This window comes from Burkholderia ubonensis (assembly GCF_902833085.1).
Lineage (GTDB): Bacteria > Pseudomonadota > Gammaproteobacteria > Burkholderiales > Burkholderiaceae > Burkholderia > Burkholderia ubonensis.
In genome coordinates this window covers 192,292-218,295 of sequence record NZ_CADFEB010000011.1, presented here as the reverse complement: position 1 = coordinate 218,295, position 26,004 = coordinate 192,292, and the positions used below count along the sequence as shown (strand labels likewise).

The following is a 26,004-nucleotide window of genomic DNA, read 5'->3' as shown; positions in this document are numbered from 1 at the left end:
CTCCATGCAAATCCCGTCGCCTGGCGAGCATGCCGTTTGTCCGTGGTCACGGCCGGGTGGGGCGCGGCGTTCTCGCTAATGCCCGGCGGCGCCCGGCGCGCCGAGGCCGGCGTCGAAGCGTGCCGGCCGGCGGCGGCCGATCGCGAGCGCGATCAACGCGGCGAGCAGCGCGACCGCCGCGGCGACGTAGCCGATGTTGGCGAGCGCGCTGCGCTCGATCGTGTAGCCGCCGACGATCGCGCCGAGGCCGATGCCCGCATTGGCCGCGGACACGTTCAGCGTGCCGGCCAGCGCCTGCGCATGCGACGCGGCTTTCATCACGCGCACCTGGCACACCGGGTAGAGCGCCGTATAGGCGATGCCCCAGACGGCCAGCGCCGCGACCAGCCCGCGCGTCGAAGACGCGAGCGGCACGCTTGCCGCCATGCCGATGCCGAGCAGCAGCACGAACGCGGCGGTTGCGCCGGCCGGATGGCGATCGACGTAGCGTCCGCCGAGCCAGTTGCCCGCGAGTCCGACCGCGCCGAAGCCCATCAGCCACCAGCCGACCTGCGCGGGCGGCACGTGCGCGACGCGTTCCAGCAGATCGGCGAGATAGGTGTAGGCCGTGAACATCGCGGTGAACACGACGACCGACAACGCGACGTTCGCGATCACATGCCGGTCGCCGAGGATGCTCAGCTGCGCCGCGATGCGCAGGCTTTCCGGGCGCGGGCGGGCGGGCATGAAGGCGGCGAGGAGCGCGGTCATCAGGAGCGACAGCATCGCGAGTCCGGCGAACGCGCCGCGCCAGCCGATCGCATTGGCCGCGACGGTGCCGAGCGGGATGCCGAACAGCGTGGCCGCGGCGATCCCGAGATAGACCTGCGAGACCGCGCGGCCGGCCTGCCCGGGGGCGGCCAGCCGGCTCGCCGTTTCGCTCGCGGTGCCCCAGAACACGGGCAGCAGCAACGCCGGGATGAAGCGGGCGATCGCGAGCACCCACGGATTCGGCGCCAGCGCCGCGAGCGTGTTGGCGGCAGCGAAGACGAACATGATCGCGATGAACAGGCGCTTGCGCTCGACGTGCGACAAGGCTGCGGTCAGGAACGGGCCGAACAGCATCACCGTGAACGCGAACAGCGTGACGAGTTGCCCGGCGGTGGAGATCGAAATGCGGAGGTCGCGCGCGAGCGCGGGAAGCAAGCCGACGATCAGGAATTCGGTGGTGACGATGACGAATGCGGAAATCGCAAGCAGCGCGATGGACAGGGTGCGGGGTGCGGCATCGAGGTCGGACATGGGATACGGGCTCGTGAGGCGGGAGGGCCTCACAGCGTATTCACTGTCTCGATTCTTATCTTGGGTGAATATTCATCGCTGCGTTGACGGCGGGGAAACAATCGAACAAGTGCGAAGCGCGGCTTGTGCGAACACGGGATGCATACTGCTGCGGGCAGTACGCATCCCGCCGGTGTCGGCGATCAATAGGCCGCAACTTTTTCGGTATTCGGCTGTTCAACGGCCTTCCTGGATTTCGCCAGCGCCGTGATGAACAACATGGCGGCGATTCCGCCGGCAATCAGTGCCGGGTAGGCCGCGAGGATCTGGAACAACGAATACTTCCAGCTCAACGGGCGCCCGACGCCCAGCATGGCCGCGTAGAACCACGAGACTGCGGAAACCACGCCCAGGAAAATGGCAACCATGCGTCGTTCAAAGGAAAGCTTCAGCAGGGAGCCCGCTTTCTCCAGTGCCGGGAGGACCGTGGAGTGCAAAGCGATGCCGTTGAAAGTCAGCAACGCGACGATGCCGATCTTGGCCTGCAGTTTGGGATTGTGGAGATACGTGAGCCCCTGGGTCCGCATATCGAACGCGATGATCGCAATGCCGGTGACCCAAAGCACCATCAGCGCCAACGTGATGGTGCGCTGCAGACTGGGCAGGTGGACCTGGGCAAGATCGGCAGGCGCGTCAGAATCCAAAAGCCGTCTGACCATCGCAATGTCACTGGTCAGCACGAGACCAATCGAGACACAGCAGGCGATGAGATGAACAAAGACGATTCCCATCCGTACGAATTCCATTTTCTGTCCTCTTTCCTTTCGCGCGTTGCGCAAAGTTGATTTATACCGATCTGAAGTCGGGTTGAGGCTCCTCAATATATTAGTAGGAGTGCGATGCAAATATCGTGATTCGACCATGTCCCGCCCCGTCACGCCGGCTTCGGTCCGGCATGACAGGAGCACTCGGCGAGCTCGCTACGGCGCGTCGAATCCTGTTGGGCTGCATGTAGTCGAATCGATACTCAGTACGAGCTCGACCGCTTGATCAAGTCCGCACGACGTGCAGGCTTGCAGTGTCGGATGGCTGGCCATCCAGGTATCCGGCATGCGTGATATGCAGAATGAAACATCGCCCAACTGCCGGATGCCGCCGGACGACCCGCAAAATTTACGGCAGGCGGCTTCGACGAAGCAACCCGAGTTGTTACGAAATGCAATAACGGGTACGCGCGAGAAATCGGGGTGGCGAAGGGACCGACCCGGGCGCGGTTCCCACGATCAGGAGTGCGGCGTAGTGTCGCCATTTCGATCGGGGCGCCGATCGACGGATCGCTCCTTTTACATTTCCACGGAAAATGCTGAAGGGGTCGCACGCAACAATGCACGTCGCGAAATTTTCATATGTGGAATGGAGGAATGTCGGCTGAAGCTCACGCGTGCTTCGCCAGATACTTCCCGATCAGCATCATCTGCGCAGTCCACCCCTGGTCGTTCATCTCGTACGCCTTCGCGCGTCGCTCGGCGAACAACTGATCGAACCCGGCTTCCGTAATCGTCAGCAGCGTGCCGTCCGGCCTGGCGTCGAGCGTGAACGTGATCAGCGTCATCGGCTCGCTCGAGTAATCGATGCCCGGATTGATCGCGAACGGATGCCAGCGGAACGAGAACAGGCGCTGGGGCTCGACGCGGTCGACGACGATCTCGAATACCGTGCCGGCATACGGCTCCTGCGCCTTCGCGACGTCCGCGTCGGCGGTCGTCGGCGTGATTCGTCCAAACAGCCGCTGGCCGGCGACGAACGGCCCGTCGAAGCTCACGCCGAACCAGCTGCCGAACTCGCCGGCGTTGCTGACGGCTTCCCATACGCGTTCCAGCGGCGCGGACAACACGGTCTGCTTTTCGATGCGATCGGTTTGCTGGGTCATGACGCTCTCCAGGGTGTGTGAAGCGTTGCCGTTGCTCACGGACCGCGCGCCGCGCGCGTCAGACCATGACCGCGTCCGGCACGTCGATCACGATGTCCGACGTCGCGACCGCGACGCACGGCAGCGTGTAGCCGTCGGCCTTCTCCTCGCGGCTCAGCCCGGGCCACTCGATCGTATAGCGCACGCTGCCGCTGACGATCCTGCACAGACACGTCCGGCATGTCCCGTTGCGGCACGAGCGGGGCAGCGACACGTTGGCGAACGCGGCCGCTTCGAGCAGCGTCAGCGAGTCTGGCGCGTCGAAGCTCACGCCAAGCGGTTCGACGCGGACGAGGGGAGGACGTTCGGAATCGGTCATGTCGGAAGAAAACGGCGGATCGCAACGGCAAGCCGTCAAGCATACCCGATGCCGTCCGCGCGTCCGCCGCGTTCGCCGTCAGTGCCGGCGCAGATGCCGGTATACGGTATTGCGCGCGAGTCCGAGCTCGCGCGCGGCCGCCGACACGTTGCCGCGGTGGCGCGCGAGCGCCGCGTCGATCACGGCTGTCTGGTGGTCCTGCAGCGTCGCCGCGTGACGCTGCGGTTTCGCCGGCGTTTCCGGTGCTTCGGGTGCTTCCCGGGCCGCGTCGCAATCGAGCCAGAAGTCGTCCGGCAAATGCGCGAGCGCGATTTCCGCTTCGTCGTCGGCGAGCATGCCCGCGGTGCGCAGCACGTTGGTCATCTGCCGCAGGTTGCCGGGCCAGCGGTGGCGTGAGAACGCGTCGAGCACGTCGGGCGCGATCCGGCGCGGCATCGGCTCGCTGCGCGCGAGCCGCGCGAGAATCCGCTCGACGAGCGCAGGCAGGTCGGTGCGCGTCGCGAGCGGCGGCAGCGTCACCGCGAGCCCGTTGATCCGGTAGAACAGGTCCTCGCGGAACGTGCCGTCCGCGATCATCGCGCGCAGGTCGCGGTGCGTCGCGCACACCACGCGCACGTCGACCGGCACCGCGCGCACGCTGCCGAGCGGCATGACCGCGCGTTCCTGCAGCACGCGCATCAGCCGCACCTGCTGCGCGAGCGGCATGTCGCCGATTTCGTCGAGGAACAGCGTGCCGCCGTCGGCCTGGGCGATCTTGCCGGGGCTGCCGCGCTTGCGCGCGCCGGTGAACGCGCCGTCCTCGTAGCCGAACAGCTCGGCCTCGATCAGCGAATCGGGCAGCGCCGCGCAGTTCACCGCGACGAACGGGCCGTCCGCGCGCGGCGACGCATGGTGCAGCGCGCGGGCGAGCCATTCCTTGCCGGTGCCCGTCTGGCCGAGGATCAGGAGCGGCAGGTCGCGCCCGCGGATCTTCGCGACCCGTTCGAGCACCGCGGCCATGCGCGCGTCGCCGGTGTCGAGCGTCGCGAACGTGATCGCGTCGGGATCGGCCGCGGCAGCGCGTGCGACGGCCGGCGCGACTGGCGTGACGGCGATGGTGGTTTTCTGCGCGTCGGCGAATTCGCAGCGCGCGAGCACGCGCACGCCGCTCGCCAGCGTCAGCCGGAACGTCGCGCCCGGCGCGCGGGCGGCCTGCTGCGCGAGCATGCCGAACGACATGCCGAACAGCGCATCGCAACCCTGATGCTGCAGTGCGTCGAGCGGTGCGCCGAGCTGGAATTGCGCGCTGCGGTTCGCGGCGATCAGCCCGCCGTCGGGGCCGAGCGCGACCAGCCCGGCGAACAGCGAGTCGACGCATTCCTCGTGCGCGTGAAAGCGCACGCGCAGCGCTTCCGCGCACTGGTTCGCGAACAGCTGGTTCTCGATCAGTTGCGCGGACATCCGCACGAGCGCCAGCGTGTGCGAGCTGAAGCCGCGCGGGTCGCCGCTCACGTCGAGCGCGCCGAGCGTGCGCCCGAACGGATCGACGATCGGCGCGCACGAGCAGGTGAGGATGCGGTTCGCATGCAGGAAATGCTCGGCGCCGTGCACCGCGAGCGCCTGGCCCGACGCAAGCGCGGTGCCGATCGCATTGGTGCCGCGCGCTCCTTCGGCCCACGAAACGCCCGGGCACAGTGCGACGCGGTTGGCTTTCTCGATGAAGTCCGCGTCGCCGATGCTGTGCAGGATCACGCCGTCCGGGTCGGTCAGCAGCACGAGGCTTTGCGTGTCGGCGATCTGCGCGTGCAGGTTTTCCATCACCGGGCGCGCGTGCGTGTAGAGCGAGTGGTGGGTCGAGATCAGTTCGCGCAGCGCGACGTGCGACAGCGGTGAGAAATCGGGCAGCTCGCTCGTGCGCAGGCCGACCGCGGTCGAGCGGACGTGCGCTTGCGAAAGCAGGTCGATGCGGCCCGTGGTGGCGGGCAGCACGGAAGATTGAGGCATGACGTGTCTCCTGTCGACCCGAGTTAGCGCTTTAGCGCTTACTCGGGTCCCATGCTTCGCGGTCGATCCGAGTTAGCGCTTCAGCGCTCGCTCGGGTCCCATGCTTCGCGGTCGATCCAAATTGGCGCTTCAGCACTTGCTCCGATCTCACGCTGATCTGCAGCCGCCGGCGGGGTGCGTTCCCCGCTCGCGCGACGTCCCGCGCAAGACCGTCCGCGCTGGAACGCTCCATCATACAAGCGCCGCGCGAGATGCGCGACTGCGGGCAAATTCTGCTTGTTTTTAAGCGGGCGCATGCAATGATGAAATTGGATCACGCCGCGCTTTGTTCCGCATTGCAGCATGCATGCGTCGCGACATGCATCCGTTCGGGAGAAGCATCATGGTTCGGACGGAACTGAGGGTCATCCTGGCGGCCATCGCCACCTTCGTGATGCTGGGCGGAATCGGCGTGGCGATCCACGGCCTGCTCTTCGATATCCAGGACGCGCTGCTCTACGGCGCGGCGGCGATCGGGCTGGGCGTCGCGACGACCGCGGTCGCGCTCAACGTGTGGCCGAAAGATCCCCACTGACGCTCGACCGGTTTCGGCTCGCCCGGCGCGGGATTGGCCAGACGAAAACCGCGGCGGAACGCCGCGCGCGCAAAATTTGCCTCCTGCGCCAAACCGTCTAAAGTGAATGCAACCGGCATGCATTGTCCGCCCCTGACTCCGCGGGCCGTGCGGTTGCCGGCCAGCCCGCGAACATTTCGTCCGGCCGGTAGCGGACGACGTACGCGGTCATTCACTTTCTACCGGACGGTCGAGGCGGCTCCCATGCAGATCCATTTCCCGAACGAGGCGCCCGAATATTCGGGACGCGAACTGATGCTTGCGTTTCCGGCGTTGGTCAATGGCGAGCGCGTCCAGTGCCACATCACCGCAGAGGCGATGGAAGACCACTTCGGCGCGGCATCCCCGCGTTTCGAGGACATGGTCGGCGCGTTCGACATGCACCGCGACCGCATCGAGGCTGCGGCCCGGCGCCTGCTGTCGGAAACGCGCGCGCAGTGCGTGACGCTGCGCAGCGGCTACGTGCGCTTCTACGAGGCGAACTGGCGCTGAACGCCGAGCGCGTGTCGAGCGGGCGCCGCTGAGCGCAGCGGGGTCCGGTCGTCGAGTCCGCGCGCGCCGCCCAGGCGCGCCGGGGGTTTGTCGTCGCCGTTTCGCGTCCACCCGATGCCCGCGCACCAATGAAAACGCCACTCGAAAGTGGCGTTTTTCGTTATGCGGCGCGTCGCGCGACGCTCATTCGCTGCCGAGATAGAAGAAGCGGAACAGGAACACGGCGGCGATGATCCACACGATCGGCTTGACCTGCCGCACCTGGCCCGTCAGCAGCTTGAGGCCGCCGTACGCGATGAAGCCGAACGCGACGCCGTTCGCGATCGAGTACGTGAACGGCATCAGCAGCGCGGTCAGCGCGGCCGGCACGGCTTCGGTCGCGTCGTCCCACGGCACGTCGACCATGTCGCGCAGCATCAGGCACGACACGTACAGCAGCGCCGGCGCGGTCGCATAGCCCGGCACGACGCCCGCGAGCGGCGCGATGAACAGGCACGCGAGGAACAGCACCGCGACGGTGATCGCGGTTACGCCGGTGCGCCCGCCGGCCTGCACGCCGGATGCGCTCTCGATGTACGCGGTGGTCGACGACGTGCCGAGCACCGAGCCCGCGACGATCGCGGTGCTGTCCGCGAGCAGCGCCTTGTTGAGCCGGTCCATCTTGCCCTGGACCAGCAGGCCCGCGCGGTTCGCGACGCCCATCAGCGTGCCGGTCGCATCGAACAGCTCGACGAGGAAGAACACCAGGATCACGTTGATCACGCCGGTCGACAGCGCCGCGCCGATGTCGAGCTTGAACAGCGTCGCATCGATCGACGGCGGCGCGGAGAACACGCCGTGGAATTCGTTGCCGCCGAAGAAGAACGACAGGATCGTGACGCCGATGATGCCGATCAGGATCGCGCCGCGCACGCGCAGGTGGTCGAGCGTGACGATCGTGAAGAAGCCGATGATCGACAGGATCGTGGTCGGCTTGTGCAGATCGCCGAGCGTGACGAGCGTGGCCGGGCTGCCGACGATCACGCCCGAGGTCTTCAGCGAGATGATGCCGAGGAACAGGCCGATGCCGGCGGTGATCGAGATGCGCAGCGATTTCGGGATGCCGTTGACGATCGCTTCGCGCACGCGGAACAGCGTGACGAGCAGGAACAGGCAGCCGGAGATGAACACCGCGCCGAGCGCGGCCTGCCACGTGAAGCCCATTCCCTTGACGACCGTGTACGCGAAGTAAGCGTTGAGGCCCATGCCGGGCGCGCACGCGATCGGATAGTTCGCGTACAGGCCCATGATGATCGACGCGAGCGCCGCGACGAGGCAGGTCGCGACGAACACGGATTCCTTCGGCATGCCGGCGTCACCGAGAATCGCGGGGTTGACGAAGATGATGTAAGCCATCGTCAGGAACGTGGTGACGCCCGCGAGTATTTCGGTGCGGAAGTCGGTGCCGGCTTCAGCGAAGCCGAAATACCGCTTGATGGATTCCATGTAGGCGTTTCTCCGGTCGGTTTGTCGTGTTGCTTGTTACTTGTTACGTTGATTTCTTGTAGCTGCGCAGCCAGCCGGGTGCGGCCGGCGTACTGTAACCAGCCACTATTGCGTGACTATCGGCGGATTGTAATAGCCGGGATAGGTCGGACGATATAGTTGCGGGGCACGATCAGCGGCTGGCCGAGTACGGTCGGTCGGCGGGGCCGGCTGCGGGAAGGCGCGCATTTTACCGGTTCGGACGGGAAAGGGCGGCGAAATGGGGAGAAACGGGACAAAACGCGGGAGAGCGGCGCCGACATGCGGATGAAACGGAGCTGCGCATGCTGCACGCGAACCGTGCATGCGCCGCCTCGCGTGCACCTCGTGTGCACCTCGCGTGCACGTGTGGCAGGGCGAATGCACGGGTGAACCGATTCGTCAGTCCAGCGCCGAGCGGGCATCGGGCTATGCTGCGCTGAAGCCGTTCCGCGCGCAACTGTCATCGCGTATTGCAATGCGGACTGTGGTTTCTGTGTAAAAGAGTGCAAGACCCCATCGCGTTAACCGGCAACTGTTCCTAGGATAGATGAACCGTGCATGCGCACCGGGCCGATTGCCGTTGACGCGGGGAGTCGGCGGCCCGTGGAGCGCCCCTGGTGGTAAAGCACGGCGGCCGTTGCGCACGCGGGCGCCGGGCGGCCGATTGCGATTGCCCGATGCGGGTTCATCCGTTATCACGGAGGTCAGCATGTTGAACTGGATCAGCCGTTGGGCGTTGCGGCACGCCCCCACGCCGGAGAAAACCGCTGCGTCGATGCTCGTCACGGCACGCATGGAACTGTTCACGGCCGAGCAGCGCGTCATCGATGCGAAATTACAAGCGGATTACTGGCGTACGCGCGTGTCGTTTCTCGAGGAGGTGCAGAGGCAGGGCATCGAACCTTGGGTGAGCGCGCAGCCGACGCAACGGCCCGAAATCGAATCCAGTCCGCGCGGCACGGGCCCGCGTCTCGCCGCCAGCACCTGATGATCGCGCGCGGCGCGCGATCGTTCGCGGCACGCAGCGGCGCTGCCGCGTCACCCGGTGCACACCTGCGATGCGCTGCGTCGCAGGTGCTTGCGTTTCCTCATGCCGCATCCATCGGCCCCGCGCGCCGCGCGCGTGACGACGGCCGCATCATTCCCGGCTTCGCCCGGGCCCGCGCAGCATGCGCCGCATCTGCGCGAGCGCGCGTTGCAGCCGCTCGCCGCGCTTCACGTACGCGGTCGTGATCGACGCCTCGGCCGGCTGGTCGCCGTCCGTGCTCAGCCAGATGCGTTCGCCGCGCGGGATGCGCAGCACGTCGCCGGGGCGCATCCAGTAATCGTCGACGCTCGCGAGCCGCGTGACCCACAGCGTCGCGTCGTGCGCCCGGAGTTCGGCGTCGTTCGGCGCGCGCCACGTCAGCGTCTTGCGCGGCGCGACGGCGAAATGAATCACGACTCTCGGCAATGCGATCGCGCCGGGGCAGCGCAGATCGGGACGAACAAACAGCTGGCTTGCTTGGTCCATCGTCATCTCCATCCGTTGAGCCGGGCGGATGACGCGCACCAAAACAAAAAGGCCTCATCCGTTTCCGGCGAGGCCTTGTGACATGCAGTGCTGCTCTGGATGCTAACGCACAAGCGCCCCCGGTGATTCGCCCGTATGGGCGTTCACTCGGTGATTGATCGCGATGGCGATGAGCTTGAACGTAGGCATGCGAACGAGTTTGTCGTGCAGGCGCGGCGTTGTCAACGGAAATTTCGAGACAAGCGCGGGTTACGCGTCGCGCTGCGCGAGCCCGTTGACGAGCAGTTCGGACAGCAGGCCGGTCATGCCGTCCGGATGCGTCGCCGCGCGCGCCTTCAGCTGCTCGACGAGCTCCGCGTTGAGCTTGCATGCGAACGGCACGAGGCCTTGCTCCTGGTCGAGCTTGCGCTGCGCGCGGCGGTCGAGCGGCGCCGCCGTTTCGCTGCCCTTGCCGAAACGCGCGGAGCTGGACTGCTTCATCGCGTGCGTCAGCTTGAGCGCCTTGTTCTTTTCGAGATCGGTTTTTTTCATGGCCATCGCGGCACCTCCGGGGAAATGAAGCCGCGATTGTACGCATTTCGGCGCGGGCCGCGCGCGCCGTCGCGCGTCACGCGCCCTTCGTCGCCCCCCAGTTGCCGCCGTGCGCGGCTGCCTGCGCGGCCGGCGAGCGCGCCAGATAGGCGAGCGCCTGCTCGGTCGACCCTTCGTGGTGCGGCGTGTAGCCCGGCTTGAAATAGCGCAGCGCCGCGCCGATCACCTTCCAGAACGACGGCAGGTGCCCGCGCCGCGAGCCCTGCCGCCACGACCGCACGAAACCCGGATAGCGGCCCGCGCCCGGGTCGCGCCGGTACATGAACTTCGCGCCCTTCGTGATGTAGTAGAGCAGCAGCACGATCACGAACGTCATGTGCATGCAGCGCTCCGGATACGTGCCGCCCAGGTGGCGGTAGATGTCGAACGCGACGGTGCGGTGCTCGACTTCCTCGGCGCCGTGCCAGCGCAGCAGGTCGACCATCGTGGGATCGGCGCGGCCTTCGTCGAGCCCGTGCGCGTTGAGCACCCAGTTGCCGAGATAGCCGAAGAAGTGCTCGAGCGATGCGATCACCGCGAGCTGCTGGCGCAGCCAGAACCGCGTATGGCCGATCTTCAGCCCGAGCGGCGCTTCGCCGAGCACGCGCGTGAACAGCCAGTTGAGCTTCTGCGTGAACGGCTTCGTGTCGATCCCGTGGCGGTCGTAGTAGTGCTTGAGCACGCCGCCGTGCGAGCGCGAATGCACGGCTTCCTGCCGCAGGAAGCCTTCGGCCTCGTCGCGCAGCCGCGCGTCGGTGATGAGCGGCAACGCCTTGTTGTACACGCGGCAGAACCACAGCTCGCCCTCCGGAAACAGCAGGTTCAGCGTGTTGATGATGTGCGTGCTGCCCGGATCGTCCGGCACCCACGTGACCGGCGTGTCGCTGAAGTCGAACTTCACGTGGCGGGCCTTGATCTGGTGGTAGTCGGCGGTAGCGGTCATGTGTGTCTCCCGGTGCGGCGTCGTTGCCGTGTCGTTGTGCCGTCAGTGCGATGCCATGCTGACGCGGGCGATCATCCGGCCGAGCCACGGCATGAAGCGGCCGACGAAGCGCAGCGCGTGCGCCTCGGCCCCGACCGCGACGACCGGCCGGTTGCGCAGCACGCCGTCGACCATCGCCTGCGCGACGGTCTCGGGTTTCAGGCCGCGCATCTGGTAGAGCTTCGTCGCGCGCTTGCGCAGGCGCGCTTCGTCCTGCGCATCGGCGCCCGCGTATTGCGTCGACGCCATGATTCCGGTTTCCGCGAAGCCCGGGCACACGGCGGTCACGCCGATGCCTTTTTCGGCCAGCTCCGCGCGCATGCATTCGCTGAGCATCAGCACCGCGGCCTTGGTCGTCGCATACGCGGGCAGGTCGCGCGACGGCCCGAACGCGGCCGCCGACGCGGTGTTGACGATGTGGCCGCCGGCGCCGCGCGCGGCCATCTGCTGCGCGAACAGCCGCGAGCCGTGGATCACGCCCCACAGGTTCACGTGCAGGATCCGCGCCCAGTGCGCGGCGCTGGTGTCGAGGATGCCGCCCGCCATGCCGATGCCCGCGTTGTTGATCACGACGTCCGCACCGCCGAGCTCGCTGCCGACCCAGCCGGCGAGCGCTTCCATCTCGTCGGCGGAGCCGACGTCCACGCGTTTCGCATGGGCCTGCGCGCCGATCAGGCGGACCAGCAGCGCGGTGCGCTCGGCGCTTGCCGTGTCGATGTCGACCGCAACGATCGTCGCGCCTTCGCGCGCGAACGCGAGCGCCGCGCAGCGGCCGATCCCGCTGCCCGCGCCGGTGACGACCGCGACCTTGCCGCTGAAGCGTCCGCTCGTCGCGCGGCGCCGCGCATTGGCGAGAGCGGGCGGTTCTGCGCCGCGCTCGACCGCGTCGATCAGTTGCTGCGCGAGGCCCGCGAAGCGCGCGGGATCGGCGAGCGGCAGCCAGTGTCCGGCGGCGACTTCGCGCCGGTAGTACTGCGGCACCCAGCGCGACAGGTTTTCGGACAGCGCGGGGCTCACGTACTTGTCGCCGAGCGGCACGATCGTCTGCACCGGCGCATGCGCGTAGCGCTCGCGCGGCGTGAACAGGCAGCGGATGAAGTTCGCGCGATAGAGCCGCACGCCGCGCGCGCCGTCGTCGGCCTGCGTCGCGCGCGGCGCGACGCGCGTCTTCTCGACGCGGCGCAGCAGGCCCGGCCACGCGCGGCCGAGCCACAGCCGCCAGCTCAGCTCGGGGATGAACGGCAGGTGGAACACGTACACGTACCACGACCGCACGAGCTGGCCGCCGAGCCTGGCCAGCGACGCGGGCGTCGGACGCAGCAGGCGTTCGCGCAGCCAGAAGCCGACGTGGTCGAGGCACGGGCCCGAGCACGACGTGTACGACGCGATGCGGCCCGCGAGCCGCGGCTCGGTGACGAATTCCCAGCCCTGGATCGAGCCCCAGTCGTGCGCGATCAGGTGGACGGGGCGGCCGGGGCAGAGCGCGTCGATCACCGCCACGAAATCGTCGGTCAGCTTCGCGAGCCGGTAGTCGGCCGTGCGCCGGGGCGCGCCCGACAGGCCCGCGCCGCGCACGTCGTACGCGATCACGTAATGCCGGCGCGCGAGCAGCGGCGCGACGTGCTGCCAGACGCTGCTGTCGTCCGGATAGCCGTGCACCAGCACGACCGGCGTGCGGGCCGGGTCGCCCCAGGTTCGGACCGCGAGCGTCAGGTCGCCGGACGCGACGGCGGTTTCGGTGAAGACGGAATCGAACAGGGCCAGCGGCGCTTCGTCGGAAAGTGGCTGCATCGTGGGTCCGCTCAGGTTCGGGAAAGGGGGCGTCAGGCCGTGACCGCGTGCGCGTGCCCGGCTTGGCGGCGCTGCCAGCGGCGCACGTGCGGCAGGTCGTCGTCGAGCCAGTACGCGTCGTCGTCGGTGATCACGAGCAGCTCCTCGAATTTCGCGCCGACGCCCGCGAAGCCGAGGTGCGGCTCGACCGCCCACAGGCCCGGCACCGGCGCATGCTCCGAGCGGCGGTCGATCGACCACAGCGGCGACCAGCCCTGCCGCTTCGCGGCGCGGCCCTGGTCGAGCAGCAGGTTGCGGGTCGCGTTCAGCCCGAAGCGCGCGACGAAGCGCGGCTTCGACAGCTTGTGGATCTTCGCGACGCGATGCGCGAGCACCTTGAACGGATACGCCTTGTGGCGCGGCTCGACGCCCTGGCGGCGGCACAGCGCGTCGACTTCCTGCGCGACTTCGGCCATCGGCCGGCGCGCCTTGACGAGCCGCACGATCAACTCGCGGTGATCCATCAGGTCGTCCTGCAGCTGGTCGAGGATCGGGTTCTCGCCGAGACAGTGCGCATAGCCGACGTCGGCGACGATGCCGTCGAGCACCGGCGCGACGTCGAGGATCACCGGCATGTCGGTTTCGAGCTGGCGATGGCTCGGGAAGAACGCGAGATTGAAGCCGCCCATGTGCCTGAGGCCCGAGAAGCCCTCGAACGCGGTGCGCTCGCCGAACCACGCGAACGGCTTGTGCAGCCAGTCGCGCACGCCGTGGTCCTGCAGCCATTCGGCGAGCAGGCGCGCGGCTTCCTTCTCGGTGATCCCGGGGTAGAGCAGGCCGCCGACGGTTTCCACGCAGCGGTACGCGAGCTGCTGGACGGCACGGAACTGCGGCAGTTCGTCCAGGTGGACTTCCGGCAGGGGATGGTCGGTCATCGTGGCGTCTCCGGTTTCGTGCAAGCGTGTCGTCGCTGATCCGGAATACGACCGCCGGGCGTCGTCGCCGCCGGGTTATTCAGTCAGCTTTTAATGTGCCATTGAATAATGTAACGATGATAGACGGTTTCGCCGGACGCGCCAGCCCCGGGAGATGAGGATTTCTCCCAATGGAGCAGGGAATTGGAGGGGATGCTCTAGGTCACTGCCACGATCGCGGCGAGATGGCGAGCCGCTTGTTCTGCTCGGCAAGCGCCTGGATCAGCCCGTCGACGCCCTTCTGCTGGATGATTTCGTTGAACTGGTGCCGGTAGATCTGCACGAGCCACACACCCATCACGTTCAGGTCGTACACGCGCCAGCCCGTCGGCGAGCGGTAGAGGCGGTAGTTGATTTCGACGGGTTCGCCGTTGTAGACGGCCACCGTCTTGACGACGGTGTCGGTCGCGTCGGCCGGCCCGTGGGACGGCGGATAGCGGAACTCCAGATTGGGCGTCACGAGCCCGAGCGCGCCCGAATACGTGTGGATCAGCAATTGCTCGAACTGTTTCGTGATTGCGTCCTGTTGCTCGGGCGTCGTCTTTTTCCAGGACGGGCCCATCGCCAGTCGGGTCGTGCGGCGCAGATCCGTGTACGGAAGGATGTTGCGATTGACGATCTCGATGATTCGCGCGGTGTCGCTCGGCGCGATCGCGCGGGTGCGCATTTCTACCTGGATCTCGCGGGTGGCGGTCTGGATCAGGGACTGTGCGGCGGACTGATCGTCGATATGAACGTCGGCCGTTTCGCAACGCGCCGATGTTGACCAGGCAACCAGTGGCGCGGCCAGAACCAATGCCGTGGCGAATGTGATGATTCGTGCAGGTTTCGACATGTTTGATCCGACGAGTTGCTCACCTGATTGAGCATACTAAAAATGTCGTCGCCGGATGTGTTCGTCAAATCAAGCTTTGCCCGCGGCGAGCAACCGGGCGACATTGCGCTCGGCCAGCGCGGCGATCGTGCGCGAAGGATTCAGTCCCAGCGCACGCGGGATCGTTGCACCGTCCATCACGTACAGCCCGTCGTAACCGAATACTTTTCCGTCCGCGTTCACCACGCCGTCCGCGTGCGTCAGCCCCATGTTGCAGCCACCGAGCGGATGCGGCGTGATCAGCTTGTGGAAAGCGCTCCACGTCGGCGGGACGAACGGTTCGCCGCCGGTGGCGGCCGACAGGCGCCGGTGCACGTCGACCATCGCGTCCACGACGGGCTTTGATCGCGCATACGACCAGTCGAGCCGCAGCTCGCGGCGCCATGGGGCAAGCCAGCTGCGACCGAGACGCATGCGTCCGTCCCCCGGATCGACCGCCTGGCCGAACCACGGCATCATGTTGTCGACCGGGTCGTCGCAATCGAAATGGCGCGCAAAGGCCCGCCAGAACGTTCGCATGACCCGGCCATGCGAACGCCGCAGGCGACTGCGCACGAAATCGTGCGCGAGATCGGGCACGCCGCCGTCCTCCACGAACAGCGCCTGACCATTGGCGGCGCTCCGGTCGAGCAGGTCGATCGCGGCGGAAATGGTGACGCCGTGCGACGGCGAGATCTTGCGGCGGCCGTAGAAGGTGGGGGTGACGAAGTCGCCGTTGAAGGCCCAGCCCCAGCCAAGCCGAGGCGACAGATTCGGCAGCGTGCGATGTTCGTCGCGGCAGCGGAGCAGCAATTCGGTGCTGCCGATCGAGCCGGCGCCGACGATCACCTTGGCCGCCGTGGCGGTTCCGGGGGCGCAACTGCCGGCGGCGGGATCGATGACGTTGAAATGCACGCGCCATCCCTGGTCGAGCGGCTCGAGTTTTTGCACCACGTGCAGCGGCAGGATTCTTGCGCCGTGGCGCTCGGCCACGGCCAGGTAGTTGAGGTCGAGCGTATTCTTCGCGGACACCTGGCATCCGATGTCGCAATTGCCGCAGTGCACGCACGTGCCTTGCGTGACGCCGTGGACGTTGACGTACCTGACCGAATGCCGGTCGTCGCGCGCATCGGGCAAGGACGGATCGTAAGTCGGGCAGAAGGACACCGCGAGCGGCAGCTTGCGAAAGCGATCGCCCCAGCCGCAGGCGTCGGCGGCATCGCGCAGCAGGCGGGTGCGTTCGCTGATCTGGTTGTCGGGCACCTCCTGGACCGACAGCATCCAGCCCACGCGCTCGTAGTAAGGCTTGAGCGCGTCGTAGGTGATCTCCGGCGGCCAGCCGCGGTCGAACGCGTCGGGTTTGGCCTCGACCGAGACGTTCGCGTAAATCAGCGAGCCGCCGCCCACGCCCGCGGCCGCGACCACTGACATATTGGCAAAAACGCGCAGGTCGGCCCAGCCGTTGAATCGTTGCGGGTGCAACTGGTTCCAGAGCCACGGGTCGGACTCGTCTCGCGGATACGTAGCGGGCGTCCAGCGGTGACCGCGCTCCAGCACCAGCACGCTGCGTCCCGCCTCCGCGAGACGGCAAGCCGCCACCGCCGCGCCGAAGCCGCTCCCGATGACGATGACGTCGTATTCCATCGCGCTCATGACGGCGATCTCCTGACATAGGTGCGCCACAGTTCCGATGCGAAAAACCTGAAGAACCGCCAGACGGCGTTCGCCGCCCGCCCCGACGTCCGGGCGTTCGTCGCATGCACCGTGCCCATCAGCCGCACGAGCTCGGGCACGCCGAGATGCAGCACGCCGGCGCCGACCACCTTGCCGCTCGCGTCGCAGCCCTCGTGCAGCGTCGTATAGAGCGTCGTCGTCTCGCTCCACATCCTGAACGGGCTGCCGATGCGCACATGCTTCTTGCCCGCGAGGTAGTATGAGCGGCCTTCATGGCGAAAGCCGATCTCGTAGACCATATAGGTCAGCCGCGGATCGCCGCTCGGTGTAAACAGGCCGAAAACACCGGACTCCGAAGGCATCGCGGCGCCCAGCGGCGCGAAGTCGATGTGGCCCGTCAGGCCGCCCACGTGCCGGGGATCGTCGATGAAGGCCGCGACATCCTCGATGTGGATCGTCGCGTGCAGGGTCAACACGAACGCACTGCCGTCGCGTTCGCCGGCTTGCGGGTCCGTCGCGCCGAGGCAAAAGCCGCCCGCCATCGTCTCGCGGAAGCCGAGGCCCACGCCCGGCTCGCGCATCGCGGATGCCGTCGAGTCCAGCGGCGCCGACGTACCCGTGCGCAGCGTGCGCCGCGCGTCGCGGTAGCCCATGTCGATCAGCGTCGCGGCATCGATCCGGCCGCGGTAGAAATCCGGATCGAGCGGCAGCGGCACCTCCGGCTTGATCACGTGAAGGACGATCGGCTGGTCGTGACCGAACACGGTCTCGCCACGCGCGATGCGTCGATTGATGTCGGCAATCATGGCCAGCTCCCCGTTCAGCGCGCCCACCGCGCTCATTTCGATCATGTGCACGTACTGGTTGAACGCGCCGTTGTGGTAGGCGGGCGTGTCGCCGATGCACCAGACGAGCCACAGTTCGCGCGCGCCGCGCTCGACGCAGCTCATCAGGTTGGCGTCCTTGATCCACACCGCGTCGGTCCAGGTCTTGCCGTCGGCCATCACGGCCGGCATGAAGATGGGCAGCGACGCGGCCGCGACCAGACGCTGCAGATCGAGGTTCGGGTGGGGGATCGGCACCACGGTCTTGTCGTCGAAGCAGCAGACGCTGAACGAGCCGTCGATGCCGATGGCCGCGCGGATGCGATCGACGGCGATCCCGAGCGCCGGATACACGTGCTCCGTCAGACCCGACGCACTGCCCAGCGCGCTCATGTCGGCCACGTGCAGATATTCGGTCACGGGCCTCAGCGCGGCGAACGCCTTGACGGGCAGCGCGCGCCAGCGCGCGCAGAGTTCGTCCGGCAGCACGCCGGACAGCAGTGCGGACAGATTGATCGTGCCGCCCGACGCGCCGTCGGCGTGACTGAAGCGCAAGCCTTCGTCGAACAATGCCTTGATCGCGCCGGCCTGATAGGCCACGCGCATGCCGCCGCCCGCCAGCACCAGCGCGCGCCGGGCCATCGGGTCGTCGGCGGCGATCGGGGGACGATGCGCGGGGCTCATGACGCCCTTCCGCGAACGAACGTGCGCGAGCGCTTCATCGGTCAACCTCCTCTGCGTCGCAAGTCGAGATAGAGCAGGCCGCTGGCGCCGTCGAAGGCCGCCACCAGCAGCGCCGCGTAAACGAATACGCCGTGCATCACGCCCCAGGCCACGAACGCCGACGCAAGCAGCTTCTGGCATGCGCCCCACAGCAGCACCACGGAAAGCGCACCCGTGGCGCGCTGCGCATGCAGCAGGCTGCCCCCGAACAGCACCATGAACATTCCCACCGTCGCAAACAGCTGGGCTCCGAGCCCATCGAGCGGCGCGGCCGCGATGAGCGCCGCCAGCAAGCCGGGTACGAGCACCTGGGTCGCGCCGGTCAGCACGGTGATGGCGGCGATCGTGGTCGTCATTCGGCGCTCGACGCTCAGGACGTCCATCGTCACCTCAGCGCGGAATAGCGGGAGCGATTGGCCCAGCGGGCGAAATACCAGGCCAGCGCCAACCACTGAATGCACCACAGCGCGACGCGCAGCCGATTGAGCCGCATCCAGTCGTCCAGCACCTGCCGCAGTCGCGCCGCATCCTTGATGTGGCCGGCCAGCTCGGCGTTGAGCGGGAAAATCCACGTGAGCGTGACGAACGTGGCGACGAGCACGCCGAGCAGCACCACGATCGGCACCCAGCGCGTGGGCTGGCGCCATTCGGCCAGCAGCATCACGCTGCCGCTGGCGAGCATCAGCTTCGTCATGACCGTGAAGAACGCGGTGGCCGCCGTGACCTGGGGAACGAACTGCAGGTAGTAGTTGTCGGTCGTGAGTTGCGGCGCGACGGGAAACGAGAACAGCACGAGCGAGGCGCCCGTGCCCAGGTACATCGACGCGCACAGCAGCAGGAACGCGTGGTTGGCGATCAGCAGGCGGCCGCTCATGGCGCGGACTCCCAGTCGGCCGGGCGGGCCGGCGGCGCGAGCCATTGCTGCGACTGGTCGAGCGGGTAGGTGGTCTCGAGGCCCGGCATCGGCTGCGCGGGCGGCTCGGCCTCGGTCACGAACCAGCATTCGAAATAGTCGTCGAGCACGCCCGCCGTGGACGGGAAAAACCCGGCGGCGACCGGCGTCGGATCGATATCCAGCGTCTTCAGCCAGGCCATCCGCGGGTGGTCGCCGATGAACAGGCGCGCCGAGCCGGGGGCGAACAGCGAGAAGCCGAGCTTGCCCTTGAAATAGATGTAGGACTTCATGAGCATGCCGCGAAAGCAGCAGTAATTGACTGCGCCCGTGCTGACCGGCAGCCATGCCGATTTCGGTTTCGACACGTCGACGCGCATCATCATCTGGCCGTCGAGGTCGTACTGGCTGCTCACCCAGCGCTCGCCGATCACGAAGTCGAGATTGGCCTGGTGCTTGGGCATGCCCCAGATGCCGCGGCCGCCCTTCACCGAAATATCGGTCGACACGGGCAGGTCCACGACGTATTGGCCGGTGCCGAAGGGCTTCATCAGCAGGCCCGGCAACAGGCGCGGGGGAGGGCGCCGGCCGTGCGTGCACGCGATGGCGATCGAATACTCGACGTAGCGGCCGATGTTGGTGACGACATAGTCGATCACCGTCACGACGAGCAAGCCGCGGCGCCAGAGCTGAAACGGATGCACCTCGTTGCCCGGAATCACGCGGCGCGCCGCGTCGAGGTCGATCGAGAACACCGCCATCAGCGCCGGCGACGTGTCGGAGGCGACCGGCATCCGGAACGGGATGTCGTCGACCAGCGCATGGCGGCCCGCGAGCCGCGTCTGTCGCATCGGGATAGCCATCTCCGGCCTCCTTGGTTTGCCGGGAGTCAGTGACGCGCAGCCAGCGCCGCCAGCATGACGGGAAATACGTCTCGCGCGGCGTGCTTGCCAATGAAGACGTCGAGGTGGCCGTAGCCGCCCAGCACGTGAAGCTCGTGATAGTTCGGCCGGTGCCGCTCGAACCAGTCGAACGTGGCCTGCTGGCTTTGCCACTTGAAGCAGTCGTTGAGCTCGCCGGCGATGAACGCGAAGCGCGCCTGCGTCTTCGGCGGCTGCGCGGTCGGGTCGGCCTGCAGCCCGGGCAGCTTCGACACCAGGTGGCCGGCGTCCAGGCATCGGGTCATTTGCCGGAAGAACGAGATCGGGACCTGCGCGAATTCCTGCCGGATCCAGTCGTGCACCGCGTCGCTGAGGTTTTCGTGGCGCCACAGCACGGGGAAGCCGGTGCCGTAGGTGAAGCTGGTAAAGCGGCAGACGCCGTTTGCGCATTCGTGGTGCGTGAGCAGCACGAGGCCCTTGAGCAGGTTCGGCACGACGCCCGTGGCGTGCTCGCCCCATCGAGGGTCGAGGTAGTCGGTCATCGCGCCGACGACGGGCAGCGCGTAGCGCCCCTTGAGATGCGAGATCGTCGAGACCTGCGGATGCAGCGACACGGCGTTGGACACGATGGTGTCGACTTGCGGAACGAGGCCGCCCACCGCCGACAACATGAAACTGGTCGAGCCCTGGCAGTGCACCACGGCCTTGATCGAGGGCGCGCCCGTCAGCTCGACGACCTTGCGCACCGCGGCCGGGTGGTCGTACAGGGCCGCGTCGTCCAGCGTCCACTCGCATGGCGGAAGATCGATGCTGGCCCGCCAGTTTTCCAGCCAGACGTCGTAGCCCTCGTCGATCAGCGCATCGACGAAAGTCGTGTTGTTAGGTGGGCGAAAGATGTTGGCGCGAACGCCGGCGCCGTGAACCAGGAGGACGGGGGGCTTCGTCGGCCGGCCGGCGCCGAGGACGTGAACGAGGTTGCACCCATGGCCGTCGTCAGCGCGAAACGCAACAACCTCTTCTCTCGGCATGGGAGCCCCCTTCTTACTTCTTATGTGGACAGCATTGTCCATATATTTGACAATGTCAAACGCGCCGTGTAAGGCCTCGATTCACGCATGCGGCCGTGCCGGCGTATCCGTTCGTGCTTGTCGTCTCCTTCCCGGAGGACTGCATGCAAATCGACTTCCATCACGCCGTCACCTACGTGGCCGCCCGGCTCGGCGGAATGCCGCACGATCAGGCGAGCACGGTGGCCCAGGCCGCCCAGTATGTCGACGACGCAACCTGTGACGGCCCGTTGCAGTTCGACAGCGGCGAGCGCTACGTGCGGGTGACGTCCTCGCACAAGATGCAGGACATCACGAAGAACGCCGAAGCGGCGGACAACCGGCTGGTCTGGCTGCCGTTCCACTTCCTGCCCGGCAATGCCGCGCCGCCGCTGGATTGCACGCCCGAAGAGGCTTTTCAGCGTCGGCTGATATGCAAGCCGGATAGCGAAATCGCGCGCGCGATGGTTGCGGACTGCGTCCATCACCGCGACCTGCCGTTTGCGCTGCACCGGCTCGGCGTGGCGCTGCATACCTACGTCGATACCTGGGCGCACCAGCAATTCGTCGGCGGCTTGTGTGATCTCAATGACCTCGCGGATGTCGGTGTCGACAACGATCCTGCCTACAACGGTTCATCTGCCTATGCCGAGATGACGGGCCTCAAGCAGAAGCTGGCGGAATTCCTCGCCGACTTCCTGCCCGTGGGGCACGCGGCGGCCACCACGTTTCCCGACATCCCGTTCATTCAATGGCACTTCACGCGCAAGAACGGCGAAAGGGTGCAGCGCGACAACCCGACCGACTTCCTTGCCGCCGCGGGCGGCGCCTTCAATATGGTGCGGCGCTACGTCGCCGGCGACGAGAAGTTGGCGGACGTGGCGCTGCCACCCGCTGACGCCGCCGCGATCGACAGTTTGCTGCGCGGCACTCAGGAGATCGACGGCGAAGCGCGGCACCAAACCTGGATTGCCGCGATCGCGAAAGGAACGTTCTCGTTTGGCGCAGCGCAGATCTCCTACGCCAGCCAGGGCCCGACGTCGTGGAAGATGCTCGCCCTCGGCAAGGACCCGCAGGACCCCGACGCCGATAAAAAAGAGACTTTCGCATTCACGCCGGACTTCCTCACTTCCGACTGGAAACGCTTCCACGACGCGGTGCAATACCAGCGGCTGTTCGTGTTGCACGACCTGCTGCCGCGCTTCGGCTTGTGCGCTTCCTGATTGGCGCCGGCTGTCGAAATTTCGGCTTCCATGTTCAATGCGCCGGAGTGTTGACTCATGTGCGCCGCCGGATCGTGGCGCGCACGTGTCGTTTCGGATCAACTCGACGTCGCGTCGTGACGAGACGCTGTCATATTGCCGCAATATTTTCGGCAGATCATTCGCCCCCATTTCGGAGCCGCCCCGGCTTCGCCGGGCCGATGAGCCGCCGGTGCGCCGCAATGCGCGCCGCGCGTCGAGCAGGGCCGCGACCGTATCCGAATCGTCACTTCCACGGAGAGAGACCATGCAACGCCGCAAGTTCATCAACACCCTTGCCGCGGCCACCGCCGCGACGTCGCTCATGCTCAAGGCCGGCACGGCCGACGCAAAGAACGCCGCTTCACCGGACGCGCTGGACCCGGGCCGCTGGTCGCCGTTCAATGCCGCGCGCCTGCAGGCGGTGCTCGACCAGCATGGCGTCGGGAGCAAGCGCTACGACACGAAGCGTCGCCCGTACGCGGTGTTCGACTGGGACAACACATGCATCATGAACGACTGCGAAGAGGCGTTGCTGATGTACCAGATCAACCATCTGCAGTACAAGCTGACGCCGGACGAATTCGTCGACGTGATGTGGAAGGACGTGCCGAAGGGCGCGTTCGCGAAGGACTACACGACGGTGGACGGCAAGCCGGTGACGATGGAGGACCTCGCCGCCGACGTCGAGGCCGACTATCGCTGGCTCTATGCGAACTACCAGGGTTTCGGCGGCGGCAAGAGCCTCGACGAGATTCGCGAGACCGATCAGTTCAAGGATTTCCGCGCGAAGCTGTATTTCATGTACGACGCGATCTGCGACACGCATCCGCTCGAAATCGGCTACAAGTGGATCATCTATTTCTACCGGAACATGACGACCGCCGAGCTGCAGGCGATGGCGCAAGCGTCGAACAACTACGGCATCGGCGACGCGCTGCGCAAGGTGAAGTATGAAAGCCCGAAGACGCTGCCGGGCAAGGCGGGCGTCGTCGCCGACACGCACTTCCACGGCATCCGCATTCACGAGGAGATCCGCGCGGTGATGCATACGCTGCGCGCGAACGGCATCGACGTGTACGTGAGCACCGCATCGCTCGACGACGTCGTGCGCGTGTTCGCCGGCCACCCGAACTACGGCTACGGCGTGCCGCCGGAGAACGTGATCGGCCTGCGTCTGGACATGCGCGACGGCAAGTACGTCAGCCACTACCCGGACGGCTGGCACTTCAACTATGGCCCGGGCAAGACCGTCGGCATCCGCAACGTGCTCGAATCGAAGAAGGGCTACGGTCCGCTGCTGGTGTTCGGCGACAGTGACGGCGACGCGTGGATGCTGCGCGACTTCAAGGACACCGCGGCCGGCGTGATCGTCAACCGGATGAAGAAGGGCGAGATCGGCGCGGACAGCAAGCTCGCGGCCGAGCAGATCGGCAAGCCGGACGCGCGCTTCCTGCTGCAGGGCCGCGACGAGCACACGGGCCTGATGATCCCGGACGAGAAGTCGATCAAGTACGGCAAGACGGAGCGCAAGCTGCTGGCTTGACGCGCGGCGCGCGCGGGGCAAGCGGGACGCCTTGCGCTCAGCGCTCGCGCGGAGGCCCGAAGCGTTCGAGCAAGGAGCTCAGCAGTTCGACCGGCAGCGGAAACACGATCGTCGAATTCTTGTCGGCCGCGATCGTCGTCAGCGTCTGCAGGTAGCGCAGCTGCATCGCCTGCGGCTGCAGCGCGAGCCGCTGCGCGGCCTGCAGCAGCTTTTCGGAAGCCTGCAGCTCGCCTTCCGCGTGGATCACCTTCGCGCGCCGTTCGCGCTCGGCCTCCGCCTGCCGCGCGATCGCGCGCACCATCGTCTCGTTGAGGTCGACGTGCTTGATCTCGACCGTCGACACCTTGATGCCCCATGCGTCGGTCTGCGAGTCGAGCGTCTTCTGGATGTCGGCGTTCAACTGCTCGCGCTCGGCGAGCAGCGCGTCCAGCTCGTGCTTGCCGAGCACCGAACGCAGCGTCGTCTGCGCGAGCTGGCTCGTCGCGTCGAAGAAGCGCGCGACCTGGATCACGGCCTTCTCCGGATCGACGACGCGGAAATACACGACCGCGTTCACCTTCACCGACACGTTGTCGCGCGTGATCACGTCCTGCGCGGGCACGTCGAACACGACGGTGCGCAGGTCGATGCGCACCACCTGCTGGACGATCGGGATGATCAGCACGAGCCCCGGCCCCTTCACTTTCCAGAAGCGGCCGAGCATGAACACGACGCCGCGCTCGTATTCGCGGAAGATGCGGATCGACGACGCGACGAGCAGCACGGCGAAAACGATCAGCAGGCTGCTGAAGCCGAACGTATAGCCAATCATTGTTTTTCTCCTGTGAGTTGTTCTCCTTTGAGCGCGGGCGGCGGCTTGTCGTAAAGCGGGGCGACCGTCAGCATCAGCCCCTGACGGCCCGTGACCCGCACCCGGCAGCCCGCGGCGAGCGGCGCGCTGCACGCGACCCGCCAGCGCTCGCCGCGCACCAGCGCCCAGCCGGCGGCGGAAGGCTCGGGGCCGCCGGCCGTTTGCGGCTGGTCGGGCACGAGGCCGTCGTCGAGCACTTCGCCGATGCTGCCGACCATCGCCTCGGCGCCGGTGACGACCGGCCGGCGCCGCGCGCGCAGCGCGAGGCTCGACACGCCGACCACCAGCAGCCCGCCGGTGAGCCCGAGGCTCGCGATCAGCGGCCACGGAATCCCGTAGCCGGGCACGTCGGTGTCGATCAGCATCAGCGCGCCGATCGTGAACGACGCGATGCCGCCGAAGCCGAGCACGCCGAAGGTCGGCAGGAACGCCTCGGCGACGAGGCACGCGAGGCCCAGCAGCACGAGGCCGAGGCCCGCGTAGTTGACCGGCAGCAATTGCATCGCGAACAGGCCGATCAGCAGGCAGATCGTGCCCACGAGGCCCGGCAGCACGAACCCCGGGTTCGCGAATTCGAAGAACAGCCCGTAGATGCCGAACGTCAGCAGGATCAGCGCGACGTTCGGATCGGTGATGATCGACAGGAAGCGGCTGCGCCAGTCGGGCTCGACGACGACGAGCGGCGCGTGCGCGGTCGCGAGATGCTGCGCGCCCGCGGACGTCGTCACGGTGCGGCCGTCGAGCTGGCGCGCGAGGTCGGCCGGGTCCTGCGCGACCACGTCGACGACGTGCTGCATGTGCGCCTCGCTCGCCGACAGGCTGACCGCTTCGCGCACCGCGCGCTCCGCCCATTCGGCATTACGGCCGCGCAACTGCGCGAGGCCGCGGATGTAGGCGGCCGAATCGTGCATCACCTTGCGGGCCTCGGTCGATTGCGTGTCGCTGGGCAGCGTGCCCGATGTGCCTGATGCACCCGACGCGGGCGATGCGGGCCCGCCGGTCGGCGACGGCGGGGCGCCCCCCGGCGCGCCGCCGATGCCGAACTGGACCGGCGACGCCGCGCCGAGGTTAGTGCCCGGCGCCATCGCCGCGACGTGGCTCGCGTACACGATGTAGGTGCCCGCGCTTGCCGCCCGCGCGCCGCTCGGCCCGACGAATGCGGCGACCGGCACCGGCGAGCCGAGGATCGCCTTGATGATCACCCGCATCGACGAATCGAGGCCGCCCGGCGTGTCGAGCTGCAGGATCGCGAGCGGCGCACGCTCTTTCGCCGCGCGGCCGAGCGAGCGGACGATGAAATCGGCGCTGGCCGGCCCGATCGCGCCGCTGACCGGGATCACGATGATGGGTGGATGGGCCGCGGCCGCGGGCGCGTTCGCGGCGCGCGGCGCCGCGGCGACCGCGCAGACGACGAGCAGCGCCGCGAACAGCGCGGCGCGCGCGACCCGCGCCGACAGCGGGTGGTGGGAATGTCGGCCCGACGCGTCGGGCGTCGGCAGATGCCAATGGCGTTGGAAGCGCAT

The 26,004-nt window shown here is 67.2% G+C and carries 25 protein-coding genes; 5 read left to right on the top strand and 20 right to left on the bottom strand.

What is annotated here, in order from left to right:
* Positions 1 to 75 precede the first annotated feature (75 nt).
* From HWX31_RS29220 to HWX31_RS29200, 5 genes are all read right to left on the bottom strand, one after another.
* The gene (locus tag HWX31_RS29220; RefSeq protein ID WP_174961080.1) at positions 76 to 1,281 is read right to left on the bottom strand and encodes an MFS transporter; all 1,206 of its coding nucleotides are present in this window, start codon (positions 1,279 to 1,281) and stop codon (positions 76 to 78) included.
* Positions 1,282 to 1,463: 182 nt separating this feature from the next.
* A complete protein-coding gene (locus HWX31_RS29215) occupies positions 1,464 to 2,066 on the bottom strand; it encodes a hypothetical protein (RefSeq protein ID WP_059730921.1) in 603 nt (200 codons plus the stop codon).
* 629 nt (positions 2,067 to 2,695) lie between these two features.
* The gene (locus tag HWX31_RS29210) at positions 2,696 to 3,190 is read right to left on the bottom strand and encodes an SRPBCC family protein (protein WP_174961078.1); all 495 of its coding nucleotides are present in this window, start codon (positions 3,188 to 3,190) and stop codon (positions 2,696 to 2,698) included.
* A 58-nt stretch (positions 3,191 to 3,248) separates the two neighbouring features.
* On the bottom strand, positions 3,249 to 3,548 hold the full coding sequence (locus HWX31_RS29205) for a 2Fe-2S iron-sulfur cluster-binding protein (RefSeq protein WP_059637071.1): 300 nt from the start codon (positions 3,546 to 3,548) through the stop codon (positions 3,249 to 3,251).
* Between the two features lie 78 nt (positions 3,549 to 3,626).
* The gene (locus HWX31_RS29200; RefSeq protein WP_174961075.1) at positions 3,627 to 5,531 is read right to left on the bottom strand and encodes a sigma-54-dependent Fis family transcriptional regulator; all 1,905 of its coding nucleotides are present in this window, start codon (positions 5,529 to 5,531) and stop codon (positions 3,627 to 3,629) included.
* 382 nt (positions 5,532 to 5,913) lie between these two features.
* Here HWX31_RS29200 and HWX31_RS29195 point away from each other — a divergent pair, with 382 nt between their 5' ends.
* Positions 5,914 to 6,105, top strand: a complete 192-nt coding sequence (locus HWX31_RS29195) for a DUF2964 family protein (protein WP_042588930.1) — start codon at positions 5,914 to 5,916, stop codon at positions 6,103 to 6,105.
* A 243-nt stretch (positions 6,106 to 6,348) separates the two neighbouring features.
* Positions 6,349 to 6,636 carry a DUF1488 family protein gene (locus tag HWX31_RS29190; RefSeq protein WP_059609637.1) on the top strand — a complete coding sequence of 96 codons (288 nt, stop codon included), beginning with the start codon at positions 6,349 to 6,351 and terminating at the stop codon, positions 6,634 to 6,636.
* 183 nt (positions 6,637 to 6,819) lie between these two features.
* Here HWX31_RS29190 and HWX31_RS29185 read toward each other — a convergent pair whose 3' ends face one another.
* Complete coding sequence (locus HWX31_RS29185) at positions 6,820 to 8,121, bottom strand: NCS2 family permease (RefSeq protein ID WP_059609636.1); 1,302 nt, start codon at positions 8,119 to 8,121, stop codon at positions 6,820 to 6,822.
* A 730-nt stretch (positions 8,122 to 8,851) separates the two neighbouring features.
* Between HWX31_RS29185 and HWX31_RS29180 the strand changes: the two genes are divergently transcribed.
* Positions 8,852 to 9,130, top strand: a complete 279-nt coding sequence (locus tag HWX31_RS29180) for a hypothetical protein (RefSeq protein WP_174961071.1) — start codon at positions 8,852 to 8,854, stop codon at positions 9,128 to 9,130.
* A 150-nt stretch (positions 9,131 to 9,280) separates the two neighbouring features.
* On the opposite strand, the gene HWX31_RS29175 is transcribed toward HWX31_RS29180, so the two are convergent.
* The 12 genes from HWX31_RS29175 to HWX31_RS29120 form a co-directional block, all read right to left on the bottom strand.
* Entirely contained in the window at positions 9,281 to 9,655 is a 375-nt protein-coding gene (locus HWX31_RS29175) for a DUF2917 domain-containing protein (protein ID WP_059658992.1), read from the bottom strand.
* 249 nt (positions 9,656 to 9,904) lie between these two features.
* Entirely contained in the window at positions 9,905 to 10,192 is a 288-nt protein-coding gene (locus HWX31_RS29170; RefSeq protein WP_174961067.1) for a hypothetical protein, read from the bottom strand.
* A gap of 70 nt (positions 10,193 to 10,262) precedes the next feature.
* A complete protein-coding gene (locus HWX31_RS29165) occupies positions 10,263 to 11,168 on the bottom strand; it encodes a metal-dependent hydrolase (RefSeq protein ID WP_174961065.1) in 906 nt (301 codons plus the stop codon).
* Positions 11,169 to 11,210: 42 nt separating this feature from the next.
* Complete coding sequence (locus HWX31_RS29160; protein WP_174961063.1) at positions 11,211 to 12,998, bottom strand: SDR family oxidoreductase; 1,788 nt, start codon at positions 12,996 to 12,998, stop codon at positions 11,211 to 11,213.
* 32 nt (positions 12,999 to 13,030) lie between these two features.
* Complete coding sequence (locus HWX31_RS29155) at positions 13,031 to 13,912, bottom strand: M24 family metallopeptidase (protein WP_174961061.1); 882 nt, start codon at positions 13,910 to 13,912, stop codon at positions 13,031 to 13,033.
* 202 nt (positions 13,913 to 14,114) lie between these two features.
* A complete protein-coding gene (locus HWX31_RS29150; RefSeq protein WP_174961059.1) occupies positions 14,115 to 14,786 on the bottom strand; it encodes an MlaC/ttg2D family ABC transporter substrate-binding protein in 672 nt (223 codons plus the stop codon).
* A gap of 69 nt (positions 14,787 to 14,855) precedes the next feature.
* Positions 14,856 to 16,457, bottom strand: a complete 1,602-nt coding sequence (locus tag HWX31_RS29145) for a GMC oxidoreductase (RefSeq protein WP_174961057.1) — start codon at positions 16,455 to 16,457, stop codon at positions 14,856 to 14,858.
* Positions 16,454 to 17,986, bottom strand: a complete 1,533-nt coding sequence (locus HWX31_RS29140; protein ID WP_244143875.1) for a patatin-like phospholipase family protein — start codon at positions 17,984 to 17,986, stop codon at positions 16,454 to 16,456. The genes HWX31_RS29145 and HWX31_RS29140 overlap by 4 nt, the downstream gene beginning before the upstream one ends.
* A gap of 41 nt (positions 17,987 to 18,027) precedes the next feature.
* Positions 18,028 to 18,408 (bottom strand): hypothetical protein, encoded by a 381-nt coding sequence (locus HWX31_RS29135; protein ID WP_174961053.1) that lies wholly within the window; start codon positions 18,406 to 18,408, stop codon positions 18,028 to 18,030.
* 2 nt (positions 18,409 to 18,410) lie between these two features.
* Complete coding sequence (locus HWX31_RS29130; protein ID WP_059637080.1) at positions 18,411 to 18,899, bottom strand: anthrone oxygenase family protein; 489 nt, start codon at positions 18,897 to 18,899, stop codon at positions 18,411 to 18,413.
* Complete coding sequence (locus HWX31_RS29125) at positions 18,896 to 19,780, bottom strand: acetoacetate decarboxylase family protein (RefSeq protein ID WP_244143874.1); 885 nt, start codon at positions 19,778 to 19,780, stop codon at positions 18,896 to 18,898. Before HWX31_RS29125 ends, HWX31_RS29130 begins: the two co-directional genes overlap by 4 nt.
* A gap of 26 nt (positions 19,781 to 19,806) precedes the next feature.
* Positions 19,807 to 20,868 carry an esterase/lipase family protein gene (locus tag HWX31_RS29120; RefSeq protein ID WP_244143873.1) on the bottom strand — a complete coding sequence of 354 codons (1,062 nt, stop codon included), beginning with the start codon at positions 20,866 to 20,868 and terminating at the stop codon, positions 19,807 to 19,809.
* A gap of 101 nt (positions 20,869 to 20,969) precedes the next feature.
* Here HWX31_RS29120 and HWX31_RS29115 point away from each other — a divergent pair, with 101 nt between their 5' ends.
* Both HWX31_RS29115 and HWX31_RS29110 read left to right on the top strand, forming a co-directional pair.
* Positions 20,970 to 22,067: a DUF6765 family protein gene (locus HWX31_RS29115; RefSeq protein WP_174961051.1), complete on the top strand. Its 1,098-nt coding sequence runs from the start codon at positions 20,970 to 20,972 to the stop codon at positions 22,065 to 22,067.
* 286 nt (positions 22,068 to 22,353) lie between these two features.
* Entirely contained in the window at positions 22,354 to 23,631 is a 1,278-nt protein-coding gene (locus tag HWX31_RS29110; protein ID WP_174961049.1) for an HAD family hydrolase, read from the top strand.
* 37 nt (positions 23,632 to 23,668) lie between these two features.
* Here the strand turns inward: HWX31_RS29110 and HWX31_RS29105 are convergent, their stop codons facing one another.
* A complete protein-coding gene (locus HWX31_RS29105; protein ID WP_059964205.1) occupies positions 23,669 to 24,442 on the bottom strand; it encodes a slipin family protein in 774 nt (257 codons plus the stop codon).
* The gene (locus HWX31_RS29100; protein WP_174961047.1) at positions 24,439 to 26,004 is read right to left on the bottom strand and encodes an NfeD family protein; all 1,566 of its coding nucleotides are present in this window, start codon (positions 26,002 to 26,004) and stop codon (positions 24,439 to 24,441) included. Before HWX31_RS29100 ends, HWX31_RS29105 begins: the two co-directional genes overlap by 4 nt.